Annotated in this window: 10 protein-coding genes; 6 read left to right on the top strand and 4 right to left on the bottom strand. The window is 66.7% G+C overall.

Annotated elements, in window-relative coordinates; all coding sequences use genetic code 11:
* Nucleotides 1-3: 3 nt before the first annotated feature.
* On the bottom strand, nt 4-2,166 hold the full coding sequence (locus ACFWAY_RS09520) for an MMPL family transporter (protein ID WP_378452352.1): 2,163 nt from the start codon (nt 2,164-2,166) through the stop codon (nt 4-6).
* Nucleotides 2,167-2,577: 411 nt separating this feature from the next.
* Between ACFWAY_RS09520 and rpoB the strand changes: the two genes are divergently transcribed.
* From rpoB to ACFWAY_RS09500, 4 genes are all read left to right on the top strand, one after another.
* Nucleotides 2,578-6,084 carry a DNA-directed RNA polymerase subunit beta gene (gene rpoB, locus ACFWAY_RS09515; RefSeq protein WP_141469404.1) on the top strand — a complete coding sequence of 1,169 codons (3,507 nt, stop codon included), beginning with the start codon at nt 2,578-2,580 and terminating at the stop codon, nt 6,082-6,084.
* 117 nt (nt 6,085-6,201) lie between these two features.
* The gene (locus tag ACFWAY_RS09510) at nt 6,202-10,158 is read left to right on the top strand and encodes a DNA-directed RNA polymerase subunit beta' (RefSeq protein ID WP_378452351.1); all 3,957 of its coding nucleotides are present in this window, start codon (nt 6,202-6,204) and stop codon (nt 10,156-10,158) included.
* Nucleotides 10,159-10,304: 146 nt separating this feature from the next.
* Nucleotides 10,305-11,537, top strand: a complete 1,233-nt coding sequence (locus tag ACFWAY_RS09505) for a M23 family metallopeptidase (RefSeq protein WP_378510528.1) — start codon at nt 10,305-10,307, stop codon at nt 11,535-11,537.
* A 123-nt stretch (nt 11,538-11,660) separates the two neighbouring features.
* A complete protein-coding gene (locus ACFWAY_RS09500) occupies nt 11,661-11,861 on the top strand; it encodes a hypothetical protein (protein WP_005258232.1) in 201 nt (66 codons plus the stop codon).
* 5 nt (nt 11,862-11,866) lie between these two features.
* On the opposite strand, the gene ACFWAY_RS09495 is transcribed toward ACFWAY_RS09500, so the two are convergent.
* Together ACFWAY_RS09495 and ACFWAY_RS09490 are read right to left on the bottom strand one after the other, a co-directional pair.
* A complete protein-coding gene (locus ACFWAY_RS09495; protein ID WP_378452349.1) occupies nt 11,867-12,379 on the bottom strand; it encodes a SixA phosphatase family protein in 513 nt (170 codons plus the stop codon).
* Nucleotides 12,380-12,388: 9 nt separating this feature from the next.
* Nucleotides 12,389-13,402, bottom strand: coding sequence for an aldo/keto reductase (locus ACFWAY_RS09490; RefSeq protein ID WP_378510527.1), 1,014 nt, complete (start codon nt 13,400-13,402; stop codon nt 12,389-12,391).
* Between the two features lie 134 nt (nt 13,403-13,536).
* On the opposite strand from ACFWAY_RS09490, the gene ACFWAY_RS09485 reads away from it, so the two are divergent.
* Entirely contained in the window at nt 13,537-14,373 is an 837-nt protein-coding gene (locus ACFWAY_RS09485) for a helix-turn-helix transcriptional regulator (protein WP_378452347.1), read from the top strand.
* Here the strand turns inward: ACFWAY_RS09485 and ACFWAY_RS09480 are convergent, their stop codons facing one another.
* Nucleotides 14,374-15,153, bottom strand: coding sequence for an acyl-[acyl-carrier-protein] thioesterase (locus tag ACFWAY_RS09480; protein WP_378452346.1), 780 nt, complete (start codon nt 15,151-15,153; stop codon nt 14,374-14,376).
* 153 nt (nt 15,154-15,306) lie between these two features.
* On the opposite strand from ACFWAY_RS09480, the gene ACFWAY_RS09475 reads away from it, so the two are divergent.
* A complete protein-coding gene (locus ACFWAY_RS09475; protein ID WP_378510526.1) occupies nt 15,307-16,968 on the top strand; it encodes an FAD-dependent oxidoreductase in 1,662 nt (553 codons plus the stop codon).
* Nucleotides 16,969-17,001: the final 33 nt, after the last annotated feature.

The raw sequence follows: 17,001 nt of genomic DNA, 5'->3' as shown, positions 1-17,001 counted from the left end.
TCTTCACGATTGGATGGGAATCTGTTGCTGCGGTGTCGGTTTCGGATCCTCGGGTGAACCGGGAGCAGGTGTCTTCCGCGCCAGGAATCCCGGCGCCCACCAGTTGGCCTCACCCATCAGCTTCACCAGGGCGGGCACGAGCATCATGCGGATGACGGTGGCGTCGATGAGCAGCGCAACGATCATGCCGAGCCCGATGAATCGCATCATCGTCAGTTCCGAGAGCGTGAACGCGCCGGTGACGACGATCAGCAGCGCCGCGGCCGCCGTCACGATGCGCCCCGTATGTGCCGTGCCGATCCGCACGGCCTCCTCGGTCGACGCGCCCTTGTCGTGGGCCTCGACCATCCGTGACATCAGGAAGATCTCGTAGTCGGTGGAGAGCCCGAACACCACCGCGATGATGAGAACGACCATCGTCGCGGGCAGCGGCCCCGGCGTCACGCCGAGGAAGTCGGCACCGTGACCGTCCTCGAAGATCCACGTGAGCACGCCGAACGAGGCGGCGAGGCTCAGGGTGGCCATCGCGATCGCCTTCAGGGGCAGCACCACGGACCGGAACGCCAGCAGCATCAGCACGAAGGTGACGGCCACCATGATCCCGATCATCCACGGCAGTCGCGCGGCCATCGCGTCCAGTCCGTCGGCGGTCAGGGCGTTCAAACCGCCCAGCATCTTCTCGGTGCCTTCCGGGGGCGGGAGGTCGCGCAGCGCTGCGGCCGTCTCCATGGCCCCCGTCGTCCGGTCGGCGTCGTCGAAGATCGCCCGGATCGCGACGAACGTGTCGGTGGCGCCGACCGGGACGACCCGCTGGACGCCGTCGACCGCGGCTGTCGCCCGGAAGAACTCTGCGGTGGCGGCCGGGGGCGGGGCCTTGCCGCCGCTGCCCTGCAGGATCAGCGTCGCGCCGTTGTTGGCGAGCGGAAAGTCGGCGGCGAGATCTTCGACGGCGAGCCGAAGCGGGTGAGCAGCGGGCAGTCCGGTGTGATCGAGATCACCCAATGACGCGCCTGCAAGGGGCGCGGCGAGCACGAGCAGCCCCGCGACGATGGTCGTCGCGATCGCGACGGGCCGCCGCATCACCCGGGCGGCGACGCCGCCCCAGAACCGGTGCGCGCGGTCTTCGCCGCGTTCGACCACACCCGGTCGCCACGTCAGCGAGTTGATGCGAGGCCCGAGCAGCGCGAGCGCCGCGGGCAGTGCCGACAGCGACAGCACGGCGGCGATCCCGATGGCCGCCATCCCGCCGTAGGCGAAGGACCGCACGATGGCCTGGGGAAACACGAGCATGCCCACGAAACCACACACCAGGAGGAGGGCGGAGAACCCCACGGTCCGGCCGGCCGTGGCGAGCGTCCGGCGCACGGCGTCGTCGGTGCGGGCGCCTGACCGCAGCTCCTCGCGGAACCGGGTCACGACGAACAATCCGTAGTCGATGGACATGCCGAGCCCGACGAGGCTCGCGATGTTCACCGAGAATGCGCTGACTTCGGTGAAGTACGAGATCACGCGCAGGGCGCCGAGGGCGCCGAGGATCGCGAGACCGCCGACGCACAGCGGGACGGCCGCGCCGACGAGGCCGCCGAAGATGACGAGCAGAAGGAGCAGCAGAAGCGGGAACGACACCGCCTCGGCTCGCAGCAGATCACTCTCGGACACCTCGTTGAAGGCGTTGGCGGCCGCGCTGAAGCCGCTGAACTCCGCGTCCGTGCCGTCGATGACCAGTACGGATTCGAGATCGTGGTACGCGGCGATCCGAGTGTTCTCGTCGCCGTTCAACGACAGCACCACCAGCCCCTCGGTTCCGTCGGTGGACCGCAGGAACTCCTTCGCCTGCGGCGGCGCGGACCAGTACGACAGGGGGGTGTTGGCGAGCGCTCCGGGGGCGATCCGCGCGAGGTGGGCGGCCACCTCGGGCCCGAGGTCGTCGATCGTCGAACCCGGACGTGCGTGATAGGTGACCGCCAGATCGGGGGTCTGCCGTCCGAACGTCCCCTCGATCAGGCTCTCGACGCCCGCGGACTCGCTGCCTGGATCGGTGTACCCGCCGAGGCTCAGCCGGTCGAACACTCCCGAACCCCACGCCCCACCGAGCAGCACCAGCAGCACCGTGGCGGCGAGGACCAGCGTCGGACGGGCGACGACGAACGAACTCCAGCGCGTCACGGCTCTGCTTCCCTCGAGAAATCGACGGCGATCGCGTGCGCATATTGTTCACCGCCCGTCGGCAGCTGGGAAGGGGCGGCGGGAACGCGCCGTGGGCCTGCCGAAACGACGCGACACGCCCCCTAACTCTTGACGCCGCGATGATCACGCGTCACTCTGATGCGTGAACATGCGCAGTGACGCGTGGCCAAGCGCCCGGCTGGGTGCTGTTTCGGGTGCCCGACTCGACATCTACCGAGTTTGGGTGTACTTTTGGACGTTGCGCTGGCTGCCTCCTGTCCACCCCTCGCCCGTACCGCTGCGAAGTGATTCACTCTTCAGCAACTGTGGCGAGTTTCGTTCGGGTCGTGACCAGCGAAATTCGAAGCAGATACAGCGGCGGTCGCAACAGCACAGAGCGGCCCGCGTGAGGTGCTGGAAGGACGCATCTTGGCAGTCTCTAGCCAGACCAAGGCAGTTTCCGGAATCCCCGGAGCCCCGAAGAGGGTTTCTTTCGCGAAGATTCGCGAACCCCTCGAAGTTCCCGGGCTTCTTGATGTACAAACCGATTCGTTCGAGTGGTTGATCGGTGCGCAGAGCTGGCGCGAACGCGCCGCCGCTCGTGGCGACAGCGCAATCTCCGGCGGTCTCGAGGACATTCTCGCGGAGCTTTCCCCGATCGAGGATTTCTCGGGCTCGATGTCTCTGTCCTTCTCGGACCCGCGCTTCGACGAGGTGAAGGCCTCGACGGACGAGTGCAAAGACAAAGACATGACCTACGCGGCGCCGTTGTTCGTCACCGCGGAGTTCATCAACAACAACACCGGTGAGATCAAGAGCCAGACGGTCTTCATGGGCGACTTCCCGATGATGACCGACAAGGGCACGTTCATCATCAACGGCACCGAGCGTGTCGTGGTCTCGCAGCTGGTGCGTTCCCCCGGCGTCTACTTCGACCACTCCGTCGACAAGGGCACCGAGAAGGACCTGCACAGCGTCAAGGTCATTCCGGGCCGTGGTGCATGGCTCGAGTTCGACGTGGACAAGCGCGACACGGTCGGCGTCCGCATCGACCGCAAGCGCCGCCAGCCCGTCACCGTGCTGCTGAAGGCCCTCGGCTGGACCACCGAGCAGATCACCGAGCGTTTCGGCTTCTCGGAGATCCTCATGGCGACGCTCGAGAAGGACAACACCGCCGGCACCGACGAGGCGCTGCTCGACATCTACCGCAAGCTGCGTCCGGGCGAGCCGCCGACCAAGGAGAGCGCGCAGACGCTCCTGGAGAACCTGTTCTTCAAGGACAAGCGCTACGACCTGGCTCGCGTGGGTCGCTACAAGATCAACAAGAAGTTGGGCCTGAACCTCGGACAGCCGATCGTCGCGTCGACCCTCACCGAGGAAGACATCGTCGCCACCATCGAGTACCTGGTGCGCCTGCACGCCGGTGACACCGAGATGACCGCCCCCGGCGGCGCTCCGGTGCCCGTCGAGGTCGACGACATCGACCACTTCGGTAACCGTCGTCTGCGCACGGTCGGCGAGCTCATCCAGAACCAGATCCGCGTGGGCCTGTCCCGCATGGAGCGCGTGGTTCGTGAGCGCATGACCACCCAGGACGTCGAGGCGATCACGCCGCAGACGCTGATCAACATCCGGCCCGTCGTGGCTGCGATCAAGGAGTTCTTCGGAACCTCCCAGCTGTCGCAGTTCATGGACCAGAACAACCCGCTGTCGGGGCTGACGCACAAGCGTCGTCTGTCCGCCCTCGGCCCGGGTGGTCTGTCCCGTGAGCGCGCCGGCCTGGAGGTGCGAGACGTTCACCCGTCGCACTACGGCCGCATGTGCCCGATCGAGACCCCTGAGGGTCCGAACATCGGTCTGATCGGTTCGCTGTCGGTGTACGCACGGGTCAACCCGTTCGGCTTCATCGAGACGCCGTACCGCAAGGTCGAGAACGGCCAGGTCACCGACCAGGTCGACTACCTGACCGCGGATGAAGAGGACCGCCACGTCGTCGCCCAGGCCAACTCGGCCCTCGACGCCAACGGTCACTTCACGGACGATCGCATTCTGGTCCGTCGTAAGGGCGGCGAGGTCGAGTTCGTCTCGTCCGCCGAGATCGACTACATGGACGTCTCGCCGCGACAGATGGTGTCCGTCGCGACCGCGATGATTCCGTTCCTCGAGCACGACGACGCCAACCGTGCCCTGATGGGTGCGAACATGCAGCGTCAGGCGGTGCCGCTCGTTCGCAGTGAGGCTCCGCTGGTCGGTACCGGCATGGAACTGCGTGCCGCCGTCGACGCGGGCGACGTCATCGTCACCGAGAAGACCGGTGTCGTGGAAGAGGTCTCCGCCGACTACGTCACGGTCATGGCCGACGACGGAAGCCGCAAGACCTACCGGATGCGCAAGTTCGCGCGTTCGAACCAGGGCACCTGCGCCAACCAGCGTCCGATCGTGGACGAGGGACAGCGTGTCGAGTTCGGACAGGTCCTCGCCGACGGCCCCTGCACCGAGAACGGTGAGATGGCGCTCGGCAAGAACCTGCTCGTCGCGATCATGCCGTGGGAAGGCCACAACTACGAGGACGCGATCATTCTGTCGCAGCGCCTCGTGGAAGAGGACGTCCTGACCTCGATCCACATCGAGGAGCACGAGATCGATGCCCGCGACACCAAGCTCGGTGCCGAGGAAATCACTCGCGACATCCCGAACGTCTCCGACGAGGTCCTCGCCGACCTCGACGAGCGCGGCATCATCCGCATCGGTGCCGAGGTTCGTGACGGCGACGTGCTGGTCGGAAAGGTCACGCCGAAGGGCGAGACCGAGCTGACCCCCGAGGAGCGCCTGCTGCGCGCAATCTTCGGTGAGAAGGCTCGCGAGGTTCGCGACACGTCGCTGAAGGTTCCTCACGGTGAGACCGGCAAGGTCATCGGCATCCGGGTGTTCTCGCGCGACGACGACGACGATCTGCCCCCCGGTGTCAACGAGCTGGTCCGCGTCTACGTGGCACAGAAGCGCAAGATCCAGGACGGCGACAAGCTCGCCGGCCGCCACGGCAACAAGGGTGTCATCGGCAAGATCCTCCCGCAGGAGGACATGCCGTTCCTGCCCGACGGCACTCCGGTCGACATCATCCTGAACACCCACGGTGTTCCGCGTCGTATGAACATCGGTCAGATCTTGGAGACCCACCTCGGGTGGATCGGCAAGACCGGCTGGAACGTTCAGGTCGCCGGCGACGGCTCCCGTCCCGATTGGGCGGAGCAGCTGCCGGAGGAGATGCTGTCTGCACCTGCCGACTCCAACATCGCCACCCCGGTGTTCGACGGCGCCAAGGAAGACGAGCTCACCGGTCTCCTCGGTTCGACGCTGCCGAACCGCGACGGCGAGGTCATGGTCGCGTCCGACGGAAAGGCCACGTTGTTCGACGGCCGTTCCGGCGAGCCGTTCCCGTACCCGGTCTCGGTCGGCTACATGTACATCATCAAGCTGCACCACCTGGTCGACGACAAGATCCACGCTCGTTCGACCGGTCCGTACTCGATGATCACCCAGCAGCCGCTCGGCGGTAAGGCCCAGTTCGGTGGCCAGCGCTTCGGTGAGATGGAGTGCTGGGCGATGCAGGCCTACGGCGCGGCATACACGCTGCAGGAGCTGCTCACCATCAAGTCGGACGACGTGGTGGGTCGAGTCAAGGTGTACGAGGCCATCGTCAAGGGCGAGAACATCCCCGAGCCGGGCATCCCCGAGTCGTTCAAGGTGCTCCTGAAGGAGCTCCAGTCGCTCTGCCTCAACGTGGAGGTGCTGTCCTCGGACGGCGCGGCCATCGCGATGGCCGACGGTGACGACGAGGACCTGGAGCGGGCCGCAGCGAACCTGGGCATCAACTTGTCCCGGAACGAAGCGGCGACGGTCGACGACCTCGCGAACTAGATTTCGGTCCCCGGGTCCTGAGAAATCAGGGTCCGGGGGCGTAGTTCACATTTGAATTGGCAGTCAGGTATCGGCGGCCACCGCTGATCCACAATCCCTCTGGGGAAAGGAAGTTACGTGCTCGACGTCAACTTCTTCGATGAACTCCGCATTGGCCTCGCCAGTGCAGAGGACATCCGCAATTGGTCCTACGGCGAGGTCAAGAAGCCGGAGACCATCAACTACCGCACGCTCAAGCCCGAGAAGGACGGCCTCTTCTGCGAGAAGATCTTCGGCCCCACCCGGGACTGGGAGTGCTACTGCGGTAAGTACAAGCGTGTCCGCTTCAAGGGCATCATCTGTGAGCGCTGCGGTGTCGAGGTGACCCGCGCCAAGGTTCGGCGTGAGCGCATGGGACACATCGAACTGGCTGCCCCGGTCACCCACATCTGGTATTTCAAGGGCGTGCCCAGCCGTCTCGGCTACCTGCTCGACCTGGCGCCGAAGGATCTCGAAAAGATCATCTACTTCGCCGCGTACGTCATCGTCGGTGTCGACGAGGAACTGCGTCACAACGAGCTGTCCACTCTCGAAGCCGAGATGCAGGTCGAGAAGAAGTCCGTCGCGGATCAGCGTGACGCCGACCTCGAGGCCCGCGCGCAGAAACTCGAAGCCGACATCGCCGAGCTGGAGGCGGAGGGCGCGAAGTCCGACGTCCGCCGCAAGGTCAAGGACGGCGGCGAGCGCGAGATGCGTCAGCTCCGTGACCGCGCGCAGCGTGAGCTGGACCGTCTCGACGAGATCTGGACCACCTTCACCAAGCTGAGTGTCAAGCAGCTCATCGTCGACGAGCTGCTGTACCGCGAGCTGGTCGACCGCTACGGCGAATACTTCACCGGTGCCATGGGCGCCGAGTCGATCCAGAAGCTCATGGAGACCTTCGACATCGACGCCGAAGCCGAGAACCTCCGCGAGACCATCCGCAGCGGCAAGGGGCAGAAGAAGCTCCGCGCCCTGAAGCGTCTCAAGGTCGTGGCAGCGTTCCAGACGAACCGGAACTCGCCGATGGGCATGGTTCTCAACGCCGTCCCGGTGATCCCGCCGGAGCTGCGTCCGATGGTTCAGCTCGACGGTGGCCGCTTCGCCACCTCCGACCTGAACGACCTGTACCGCCGCGTGATCAACCGCAACAACCGCCTCAAGCGACTGATCGACCTCGGTGCCCCCGAGATCATCGTCAACAACGAGAAGCGGATGCTGCAGGAGTCCGTGGACGCGCTGTTCGACAACGGCCGTCGTGGCCGTCCGGTCACCGGTCCCGGTAACCGTCCGCTGAAGTCCCTGAGCGATCTGCTCAAGGGCAAGCAGGGTCGATTCCGGCAGAACCTGCTCGGCAAGCGCGTCGACTACTCGGGTCGTTCCGTCATCGTCGTCGGCCCGCAGCTCAAGCTGCACCAGTGCGGTCTGCCGAAGCTGATGGCTCTCGAGCTGTTCAAGCCGTTCGTGATGAAGCGCCTGGTCGACCTGAACCACGCGCAGAACATCAAGTCCGCCAAGCGCATGGTGGAACGTCAGCGCGCACAGGTGTGGGACGTCCTCGAAGAGGTCATCGCCGAGCACCCCGTGCTGCTGAACCGTGCACCGACGCTGCACCGCCTGGGCATCCAGGCCTTCGAGCCGCAGCTGGTCGAGGGTAAGGCCATTCAGCTCCACCCGCTGGTGTGTGAGGCCTTCAACGCCGACTTCGACGGTGACCAGATGGCTGTGCACCTTCCGCTGTCCGCGGAGGCGCAGGCCGAGGCTCGCATCCTGATGCTGTCGTCGAACAACATCCTGTCGCCCGCGTCGGGTCGACCGCTCGCCATGCCCCGTCTGGACATGGTCACCGGTCTGTACCACCTGACACGTCTGGACGAGGGTGTTATCGGTGAGCTCGTTGCTGCCGGCCACGACCAGGCAGAGCAGGGCGTGTACTCCTCGCCCGCCGAGGCGCAGATGGCGGTCGACCGTGGCGCTCTCACCGTGCAGTCCCTGATCAAGGTGCGTCTGACGACTCAGCGTCCGCCGCGTGACTTGGAAACAGAGCTGTTCCCCGAGGGTTGGAACTACGGTGACGGCTGGACCGCAAAGACAACGCTGGGTCGCGTGCTCTTCAACGAGCTGCTCCCCGCGGACTACCCGTTCGTCAACGAGCAGATGCCGAAGAAGCGTCAGGCGACGATCATCAACGATCTCGCCGAGCGGTACCCCATGATCGTGGTCGCGCAGACCGTCGACAAGCTGAAGGACGCAGGGTTCTACTGGGCCACGCGTTCGGGTGTCACCATCTCCATCTCCGACGTCCTCGTGCCGCCGGAGAAGGCTCAGATCATGGAGTCCTTCGAGGCTCAGGCCGATCAGATCGAGAAGAAGTACCAGCGTGGTGCTCTGAACAAGACCGAGCGCAACAGCGCACTGGTCAAGATCTGGTCCCAGGCCACCGACGAGGTCGGTAAGGCCATGGAGGCGCACTTCCCCGACGACAACCCGATCCCGATGATCGTGAAGTCCGGCGCCGCCGGCAACATGACTCAGGTTCGTTCGCTCGCCGGTATGAAGGGTCTGGTGACCAACCCGAAGGGTGAGTTCATCCCGCGTCCGATCAAGTCTTCCTTCAAGGAAGGCCTGACCGTTCTCGAGTACTTCATCAACACGCACGGTGCTCGTAAGGGTCTGGCAGATACCGCACTCCGTACCGCCGACTCGGGTTACCTGACCCGTCGTCTGGTGGACGTCTCGCAGGACGTCATCGTCCGCGAGGAGGATTGTGGAACCGAGCGGGGCATCATCACCACGATCGCGGAGAAGCAGGCCGACGGCTCGATGATCCGCGACGCTCACGTGGAGACGAGCACCTACGCTCGTACCCTGTCAGCCGATGCGGTGGACGAGAACGGCAACGTCGTCGTCCAGCGCGGACACGACCTGGGCGACCCGGCAATCGACGCACTGCTCGAGGCAGGCATCACGAAGGTCAAGGTCCGTTCGGTGCTCACCTGCACCACGGGAACCGGCGTCTGCGCCACCTGCTACGGCCGTTCGATGGCCACCGGCAAGCTGGTCGACATCGGTGAGGCCGTCGGTATCGTCGCCGCCCAGTCCATCGGTGAGCCCGGTACCCAGCTGACCATGCGTACCTTCCACCAGGGTGGTGTCGCCGGAGAAGACATCACCGGTGGTCTGCCGCGTGTCCAGGAGCTGTTCGAGGCCCGCGTCCCCAAGGGCAAGGCCCCGATCGCCGACGTCACCGGACGCGTGCAGCTCGAGGACGGCGACCGCTTCTACAAGATCACCATCGTCCCGGACGACGGTGGCGAAGAGGTTGTCTACGACAAGCTCTCGAAGCGTCAGCGTCTGCGTGTCTTCAAGCACGACGACGGCACCGAACGCCTTCTGGCCGACGGTGACCACGTCGAGGTCGGTCAGCAGCTCATGGAAGGTGCTGCCGATCCGCACGAGGTGCTGCGTGTCATGGGCCCCCGTCAGGTGCAGATCCACCTCGTCAACGAGGTCCAGGAGGTGTACCGGAGCCAGGGTGTGTCGATTCACGACAAGCACATCGAGGTCATCGTGCGCCAGATGCTGCGTCGCGTGACGATCATCGACTCGGGCGCCACGGAGTTCCTGCCCGGTTCGCTGACCGAGCGTGCGGACTTCGAAGCGGCGAACCGTCGCGTCGTCGCCGAGGGTGGCGAGCCGGCAGCCGGACGTCCGGTGCTGATGGGTATCACCAAGGCATCGCTGGCGACCGACTCGTGGCTGTCCGCGGCGTCGTTCCAGGAGACCACTCGCGTCTTGACCGATGCGGCGATCAACTGCCGCTCGGACAAGCTGATCGGTCTGAAGGAAAACGTGATCATCGGAAAGCTGATCCCCGCCGGTACCGGTATCAACCGTTACCGCAACATCCAGGTTCAGCCGACCGAAGAGGCCCGCGCTGCTGCGTACGCGGTTCCGTCCTACGACGACCAGTACTACAGCCCGGACGGCTTCGGCCAGAACACCGGTGCCGCGGTGCCGCTGGACGATTACGGTTTCAGCAACGATTACCGGTAGGCGCTCCGCGCCCGTGAGTGGTTGACGAGTCCCAGGACTCGCCGAGCACTCACCAAGGACGAAGGCCCCACCCCTCTCTCTTCGGGGGTGGGGCCTTCATCTGTCTCCATGCCTTGTCGCCTGATGTTCGCCGTTGCTAGCGTCGGATGATGGCCCGGTCGAGGTTCGCCATCGCACTCCTACTGGCCGTCGTCGTGGGAGCCGCGACTTCCTGCACCGCCTCGGACACCCAGCAGAGCGAGGCGACGTCGTCGGCGGCGCCGGCCACGTCCGCCGGTCCCGCGGTGCTCACGCCGGTGGTCGCGGACGTGGTGGCCGCACCGATCCCGGCAACGGGCAGCGACGGTCGCGTGCACCTGGCCTACGAACTGCGGCTGACGAACACCGGTTCGCAGCCGGCGACGATCACGTCGCTGCAGGTGAAGGGTGACGGCCGCACACTGGTGAACCTGAGCGGTGATGCGCTGACGCCGTGGTTCCAGGCCCTCGGCGGAGGTCCGAAGACCGGCACCGTCCTCGCCCCCGGACAGCAGGGACTCGTGTGGATCGACGCGACACTGAACAGTCCCGACGACGTGCCCGGCAGCCTCGGCCATGTCGTGAACGTCGACTTCCCGCAGGCGACGTCGCTCGTGCCGTCGCAGCTCGCCGAGAACGTGGCCGACACGGAAGTCGACACCCGCGACGCCGTCCGGATCCGCGCTCCCCTCGACGGTCCGCGGTGGCTCGACGGCACCGGCTGCTGCACGGTCACGTCTCACCGCGCGGCCGTGCTGCCGATCAACGGCCGGATGCTCGCCGCCGAGCGGTTCGCGATCGATTTCGTCCAGCTCGACGAGCAGGGACGCATCTACGTCGGCGACAAGACTCAGCTGTCGAGCTACGAGTACTACGGCGCACCGGTCCGCGCGGTGTCGGACGGCAAGGTGATCGCCGTCGTGGGCAATCTGTCGGAACAGGTTCCGGGAGCCAGTCCGCAGGGACTTCCCCTCGACCAGTACGGCGGGAACCACGTCGTCCAGGACATCGGGAACGGGCGGTACGCGTTCTACGCGCACCTGCAGCCCGGCAGTGTGGACGACATCAGCGTCGGGCAGGACCTGCGGGCGGGCGACCAGATCGGGTTGCTGGGCAACAGCGGAAACACCGACGCGCCGCATCTGCACTTCCATCTGATGGACGGGCCGGACTATCTGGCGTCGAACGGCATTCCGTTCGAGTTCGAGAACTTCGACCTCGACGGGCGGGTGACGGGAGAGAGCTTCGAGGCCGCTGCCACCGCCGGCGCCCCGGTGGTCGACGAGGCGGGGACGCCGACCGGGTCGCGCTCCGACGAGATGCCGCTGTACCTCGACGTCGTGACGTTCCCGGGCAGTTAGCCGAGGAGCCCGCGCTCGACGAACCGGGTGAGTGCGGCGATGCCGTCGAGCGGGTTCTCGTCCCGTGAAGACTATCCTCGACCACACCTGTCCGATATGCGTGGTTCGCTGAACGGAGACGAGATGTCCGAGAAGAAGATCGATCGCGTCAAGACCGAGTCGGCACTCGAAGTGCTGCGGGAAAGCCCCACGATCGCACTCATCACCGTGGCACCGGCACTGGTCGTCTTCGGGGTGGTCTGGTGGCTGTTCGGATTCTGGTCGGCCCTCGTGCTGGTCCTGATTCTGGGTGTCGTCGCCGTCGTCGGCCGGAAGCTGTTCTGAGGCCGCTACCGCGGAACGTGGAACGCGGCGAGTGACGCCGCGCTCGACGTGAGTTCGTTCCAGTCGCACGGCACCGTGAGGACGGCGAGCGCGGACGTCGGGAACTTCTCCCGCATCAGGTCGGCGTCCCCGGTGTCGGGGTTGCCCGCCAGATCCAGAGCCGTCGACGGCATGCCGGGAACATGCCCGACCACGAGCAGCGTGCGCACCGACGGTTCGACCCGCACGATCTCCATGAGCACCTCGGACGGGTACGCGCCGTAGAGCTCCGCGGCGAACCGGGCGGGAGCGCCGACCCGGGTCGCCTCCAACGTTTCCCGGGTGCGGCGAGCGGTCGAACACAGCACGGCGTCGATCGGCGGCTGGGTCGACCGCAGCCACTCACCGGCCAGACCCGCCTGCTTCCGTCCGCGCGGCGCCAACGGCCGCTCGTGATCTGCGACCCCCTCCGGGTACGCCGACTTGCCGTGGCGCATCAGGATCAGGGTGCGATTCCGCGACGAGCTGTGCGAGGCCATGGCTAGACGCTAGCGCCCCACGCCGGCGCGTTCACTGTCGAGCTGGGCCATTTGCGCGGGCGCGTAGCGGTCCCCGGCGACTGCGGTGTCGGGAACCGCTGCGGCGATGGCCGCGAGGTCACCGGCGCCGAGGTGGACGTCGAGTGCGCCGAGCGTCTCCTCGAGCCGGGCGACGGTGCGCGCTCCGACGACGGGCACGATGTCGTCGCCCTGGGCGAGAACCCACGCGATCGCCATCTGCGCGACGCTCACCCCGTGTTGCGCGGCCACGGCGGCGAGCGAGTCGACGAGGGTGAGGTTCTGCCGGAGGTTCTCGCCCTGGAACCGGGGGCTGTGCGCGCGGAAGTCGTCGGCCGCGAGGGTCTGATCGGTGCGCAGCGAGTCGCTGAGCAGGCCCCGGGAGAGCACGCCGTAGGCCGTCACGCCGATCCCGAGTTCCCGGCAGAGCGGGAGGATCTCGGCCTCGATACCCCGGGAGACGAGCGAGTACTCGATCTGAAGGTCCACGATCGGGTGCACCGCCGCCGCGCGGCGAAGGGTCTCGGGACCCACCTCGGACAGACCGATGTGGCGCACGTAGCCGGCCTCGACGAGTTCGCTGATCGTTCCGACGGTGTCCTCGATCGGCACGTCGGGGTCGAGACGAGCGGGGCGGTAGATGTCGATGTAGTCGACGCCGAGGCGCTGCAGCGAGTACGCGAGGAAGTTCCGGATCGACTCGGGTCGCGTATCGACTCCGGCCCACGTGCCGCCGGGACCGCGCAGGCCGCCGAACTTGACGCTGAGGGTCACGTCCTCCCGTCGGCTGCCGGCGAGGGCCTTGCCGATCAGGGACTCGTTGTGGCCCGATCCGTAGAAGTCCCCGGTGTCGACGAGGTTGATCCCGGCGTCGAGCGCCTTGTGGATGGTGGCGACTGACTCCACGTCGTCCGTCCTGCCGTACATCCCGGACATGCCCATGGCGCCGAGGCCGAGCCGGCTGACGGTGGGACCGGTGGTTCCGAGTGCGGTGGTGCTGATCATGTTCTGCTCCGATGGTCTGTGTCTGTTCCGGACTGACACCAGCGTCGCCGTCGCCGGGGGCGGCAACCAGAGACCGTTCATCGGGGGACCGGCGATCCCTGGCAGCGTCCCGGTGGGTCCGGCACAGTTGATGCATGAACCGCTCCGAGTTGGCCGACTTCCTCCGCCGTCGCAGGGAACAGCTGGTTCCGGCCGACGTCGGGCTGCCACCGGGAGTCCGCCGCCGGACGCCGGGGCTCCGGCGCGACGAGGTGGCGATGCTCGCGGGAATGTCGACGGACTACTACACGCGACTCGAGCAGGCACGCGGCCCGCATCCGTCGACACAGGTCCTGGCGTCGATCGCGCGGGCGCTGCGGCTGACCGACGATCAGCGAGACCATCTCTACCTGTTGTCGGGTCAGGTTCCGCCGATGCGGGCCGCGGGCAACAAGCACGTCGGACCGGGGCTGCTGCATTTGCTCGACAAGCTCGACGACACCCCGGGCTGCGTGATCTCGGACCTCGGGGAAGTGCTGGTCCAGAACCGCATGCACGTGATCCTGTTCGGCGACGCGTCCCGGTATTCGGGTCTCGATCGTTACGTGCCGTGGCGGTGGTTCGCGCACCCCGGTGAGCGCGGGATGTTCCCCGAGGACGATCACGAGCGTCTCGCCGGAAATCACGTCGCGGATCTGCGGGCGACGGCTGCCCGGCGGGCCGGTGACGCCGACGTGACGGAACTGGTGCACCGCCTCTACGAGAGCAGCGCCGAATTCGCGGCGCTCTGGGACAGGCACGATGTGGCCGTCCGCCGGTCCGACACGAAGACCGTCCTCCACGACGAGGTCGGACGCATCGACCTCGTCTGCGAGACGCTGCTGACCCCGAGCGCCTACCAGCACCTGCTCGTGTACATGCCGCAGCCGGGCTCCGACGCGCGGGCCAGGCTCGACCTGTTGCGGGTGATCGGCACCCAGCAGATGGTCTGATCAGGCGGCGAGTGGCCCGACCCGGGCCACGGCACGCAGGGCGTCGTCGACCAGGAACCACACGGTCAGCGACGTGTCGTCCCGCCGCGACCGCAGGACGATCTCGTCGGTCGACACGATGGGCGAGAGGTACTCGAGCACGGCGCGATGGGGGTTGTCGACGAGGCGGCCGCCGCCCGGATGCTCGTGGTCGGCGAGCAATTCTTCGACGGCCTGCCAGTAGACGGCATTGTTGACGTGGTCGAACGGGTCGATGTCGGTGCGGCGCAGGACGAATTCGGTGTCCACGATGCCGTCCTCGTCGGCGGCCGGAGCGTTCTCGACGAGCCACCGCTTCCACTTGAGCCGGTGTTCCTCCGCGGACTCACCGAGGCGTTCGATGAATCCGTCGTCGATGCGGGTGGGCATTCCCGTTTCGCCGCTGATGTGGATCCAGAAACCTTCGGTCTCGATGAGGGCGCCCGCCTCACCCTCGATCTGAACCCGCATGTTCGTCCAGCGGGTCGACAGTGCGGAGCACCAGCGCCGGAGGTGTACCCGCTCGGGCCACACCGCCGGCCGTACGACGTCGATGACGGTCCGCCGGACGATCCATAGCGGGTGGCTGTCGGCGGCGTCGACCGCGTCGAGGTTGTCCAGGCCCGCGTCCTGCAGATAGCGGGCGATCCCGTCGAGGCGCAGGCGCTTGGCGGCATCGATGTCGCCGGTGCGGACCGGCCAGGACGTCTCGAAGAAGCGGCCGAGTGCGGGGGGAGCGGCGAGGGGTCGGTCGAGTGCCAAGATGCGGTTCCTTCGCTCGTGGGCGGAGCCCCGATTCTTCCATCCCGGCGCCGGTGCTTGTTTGCGGACGCGATTCTCAGTACAGTTCATATAACTGTTACTACGTGTAACACGAACGAGCTCGATGGTCCGGACAGGTATGAGGAAACCGCAATGGCATATGTCATCACCCAGGCGTGCTGCAACGACGCGAGCTGCGTCTCCGCATGCCCCGTGAACTGCATCCACCCGACGCCGGAGGAGCGGGAATTCGCGCAGACCGAGATGCTGCACATCGACCCGGAAACCTGCATCGACTGCGGGGCCTGCGTCGATGCCTGTCCGGTCGACGCGATATTCCCGGAAGACAAGCTCATCGGCTCGCTCACCCGCTACAAGGACATCAACGCCGAGTACTACACGACCAACCCCATGCCGACCGGGTGGATCCCCCTCACGCCCGCGACCCCGCCGCGCCGCGACCTCGGCAAGCTCCGGGTCGCCGTCGTCGGCGCCGGCCCCGCGGCCTGCTACGCCGCGGGTGAATTGCTCGAACGCTCGGACGTCGAGGTCGAGATGTTCGAGAAGCTCCCGACCCCGTGGGGGCTCGTTCGCGCGGGTGTCGCGCCCGACCACCCCGGCACCAAGGAGGTGACCCGGATGTTCGAGTGGAGCCTCGACCGGCCGAACTTCGAGTTCCACCTCAACGTGGAGGTCGGCAGGCACGTCACCCACGACGAGCTGCTGGAGAATCACCACGCCGTCATCTACGCCGTCGGGGCGTCGAGCGACCGGCGTCTGGGAATCCCGGGCGAGGATCTTCCCGGCGTTCACGCCGCCACCGAGTTCGTGGCCTGGTACAACGGCCACCCGGACTACGCGGAGCGCACGTTCGACCTGTCCGCGAAGCGCGCGGTGATCGTCGGCAACGGCAACGTCGCGCTCGACGTGGCCCGCATCCTCACGATGAACGTCGAGGAGCTGGAACGGACGGACATCGCCGATCACGCCCTCGCCGCGCTGCGTCGCAGCAACGTCGAGGAGGTCGTGCTCCTCGGCCGCCGCGGGCCCGCGCAGGCCGCCTACAGCAACCCCGAGTTCCTGGCGCTCGGCGACCTCGGGAACGTGGACGTCGTCATCGACGACGCCGACCTCGACCTCGACCCGGCCAGCGAGGCACTGCTGGGCGATCCGGCCACGGCGATGAAGGTCCGGCTGGCGCGGGAGTTCGCGCAGCGTGCCCCGCGGCCCGGTCACAAGCGCATCGTGTTCCGCTACCTGACGTCGCCGCTCGAGGTCGCCGGTTCCGGCAAGGCCGAGGCCCTGCGCTACGGACGCAACGAACTGGTGGTCGACGAGTCCGGCACGTTGTCCGCCCGGGCTCGGGGCGAGGAGGGCTCGCTGGACACCTCGCTCGTGCTGCGCTCCATCGGGTACCGCGGCAACCCCGTCGGCGGTGTCGCGTTCGACGAGAAGCGCGGCGTGATCCCCAACGAGCACGGCCGGGTCACCGACCGGGTGTACGTGACCGGATGGATCAAGCGCGGTCCCAGCGGCGTCATCGGCACCAACAAGGCGTGCGCCAGGGAGACGGTGTCGTCGCTGCTCGCGGATTTCGAGGCCGGAAAGCTCCTCGGCACGGTCGGCACCCGCAAGGACGTGAAGAAGCTCATCGAGCGGCGCCAGCCGGAACAGATCGGCTTCGCCGGCTGGCGTGCGATCGACAAGGCGGAGACCGGCCGGGCGGCGGGGTCCGGCCGGCCCCGCATGAAGATGACCGACAAGGTCGAGCTGGTGTCGGTCGCCCGGAGGCGGAAGCGGCTCTTCGCTCGTTGACGCCTCTCGCCACCCCTGCGCGTCTACTGTTTC

The organism is Rhodococcus sp. NPDC059968 (assembly GCF_042738615.1).
In the GTDB taxonomy this organism is placed as follows: Bacteria; Actinomycetota; Actinomycetes; order Mycobacteriales; family Mycobacteriaceae; genus Rhodococcus_F.
Note: the sequence above shows the minus strand (reverse complement) of the source record. Positions and strands in the feature narration are given on the sequence as shown.

Bases quoted from the DNA above. Each gene is read 5' to 3' on its own strand.
- ACFWAY_RS09485 (WP_378452347.1), top strand. From the start codon at position 13,537: ATGAACCGCTCCGAGTTGGCCGACTTCCTCCGCCGTCGCAGGGAACAG.
- ACFWAY_RS09500 (WP_005258232.1), top strand. From the start codon at position 11,661: ATGTCCGAGAAGAAGATCGATCGCGTCAAGACCGAGTCGGCACTCGAA.
- ACFWAY_RS09505 (WP_378510528.1), top strand. From the start codon at position 10,305: ATGATGGCCCGGTCGAGGTTCGCCATCGCACTCCTACTGGCCGTCGTC.
- ACFWAY_RS09490 (WP_378510527.1), bottom strand. From the start codon at position 13,402: ATGATCAGCACCACCGCACTCGGAACCACCGGTCCCACCGTCAGCCGG.
- ACFWAY_RS09475 (WP_378510526.1), top strand. From the start codon at position 15,307: ATGGCATATGTCATCACCCAGGCGTGCTGCAACGACGCGAGCTGCGTC.
- ACFWAY_RS09495 (WP_378452349.1), bottom strand. From the start codon at position 12,379: ATGGCCTCGCACAGCTCGTCGCGGAATCGCACCCTGATCCTGATGCGC.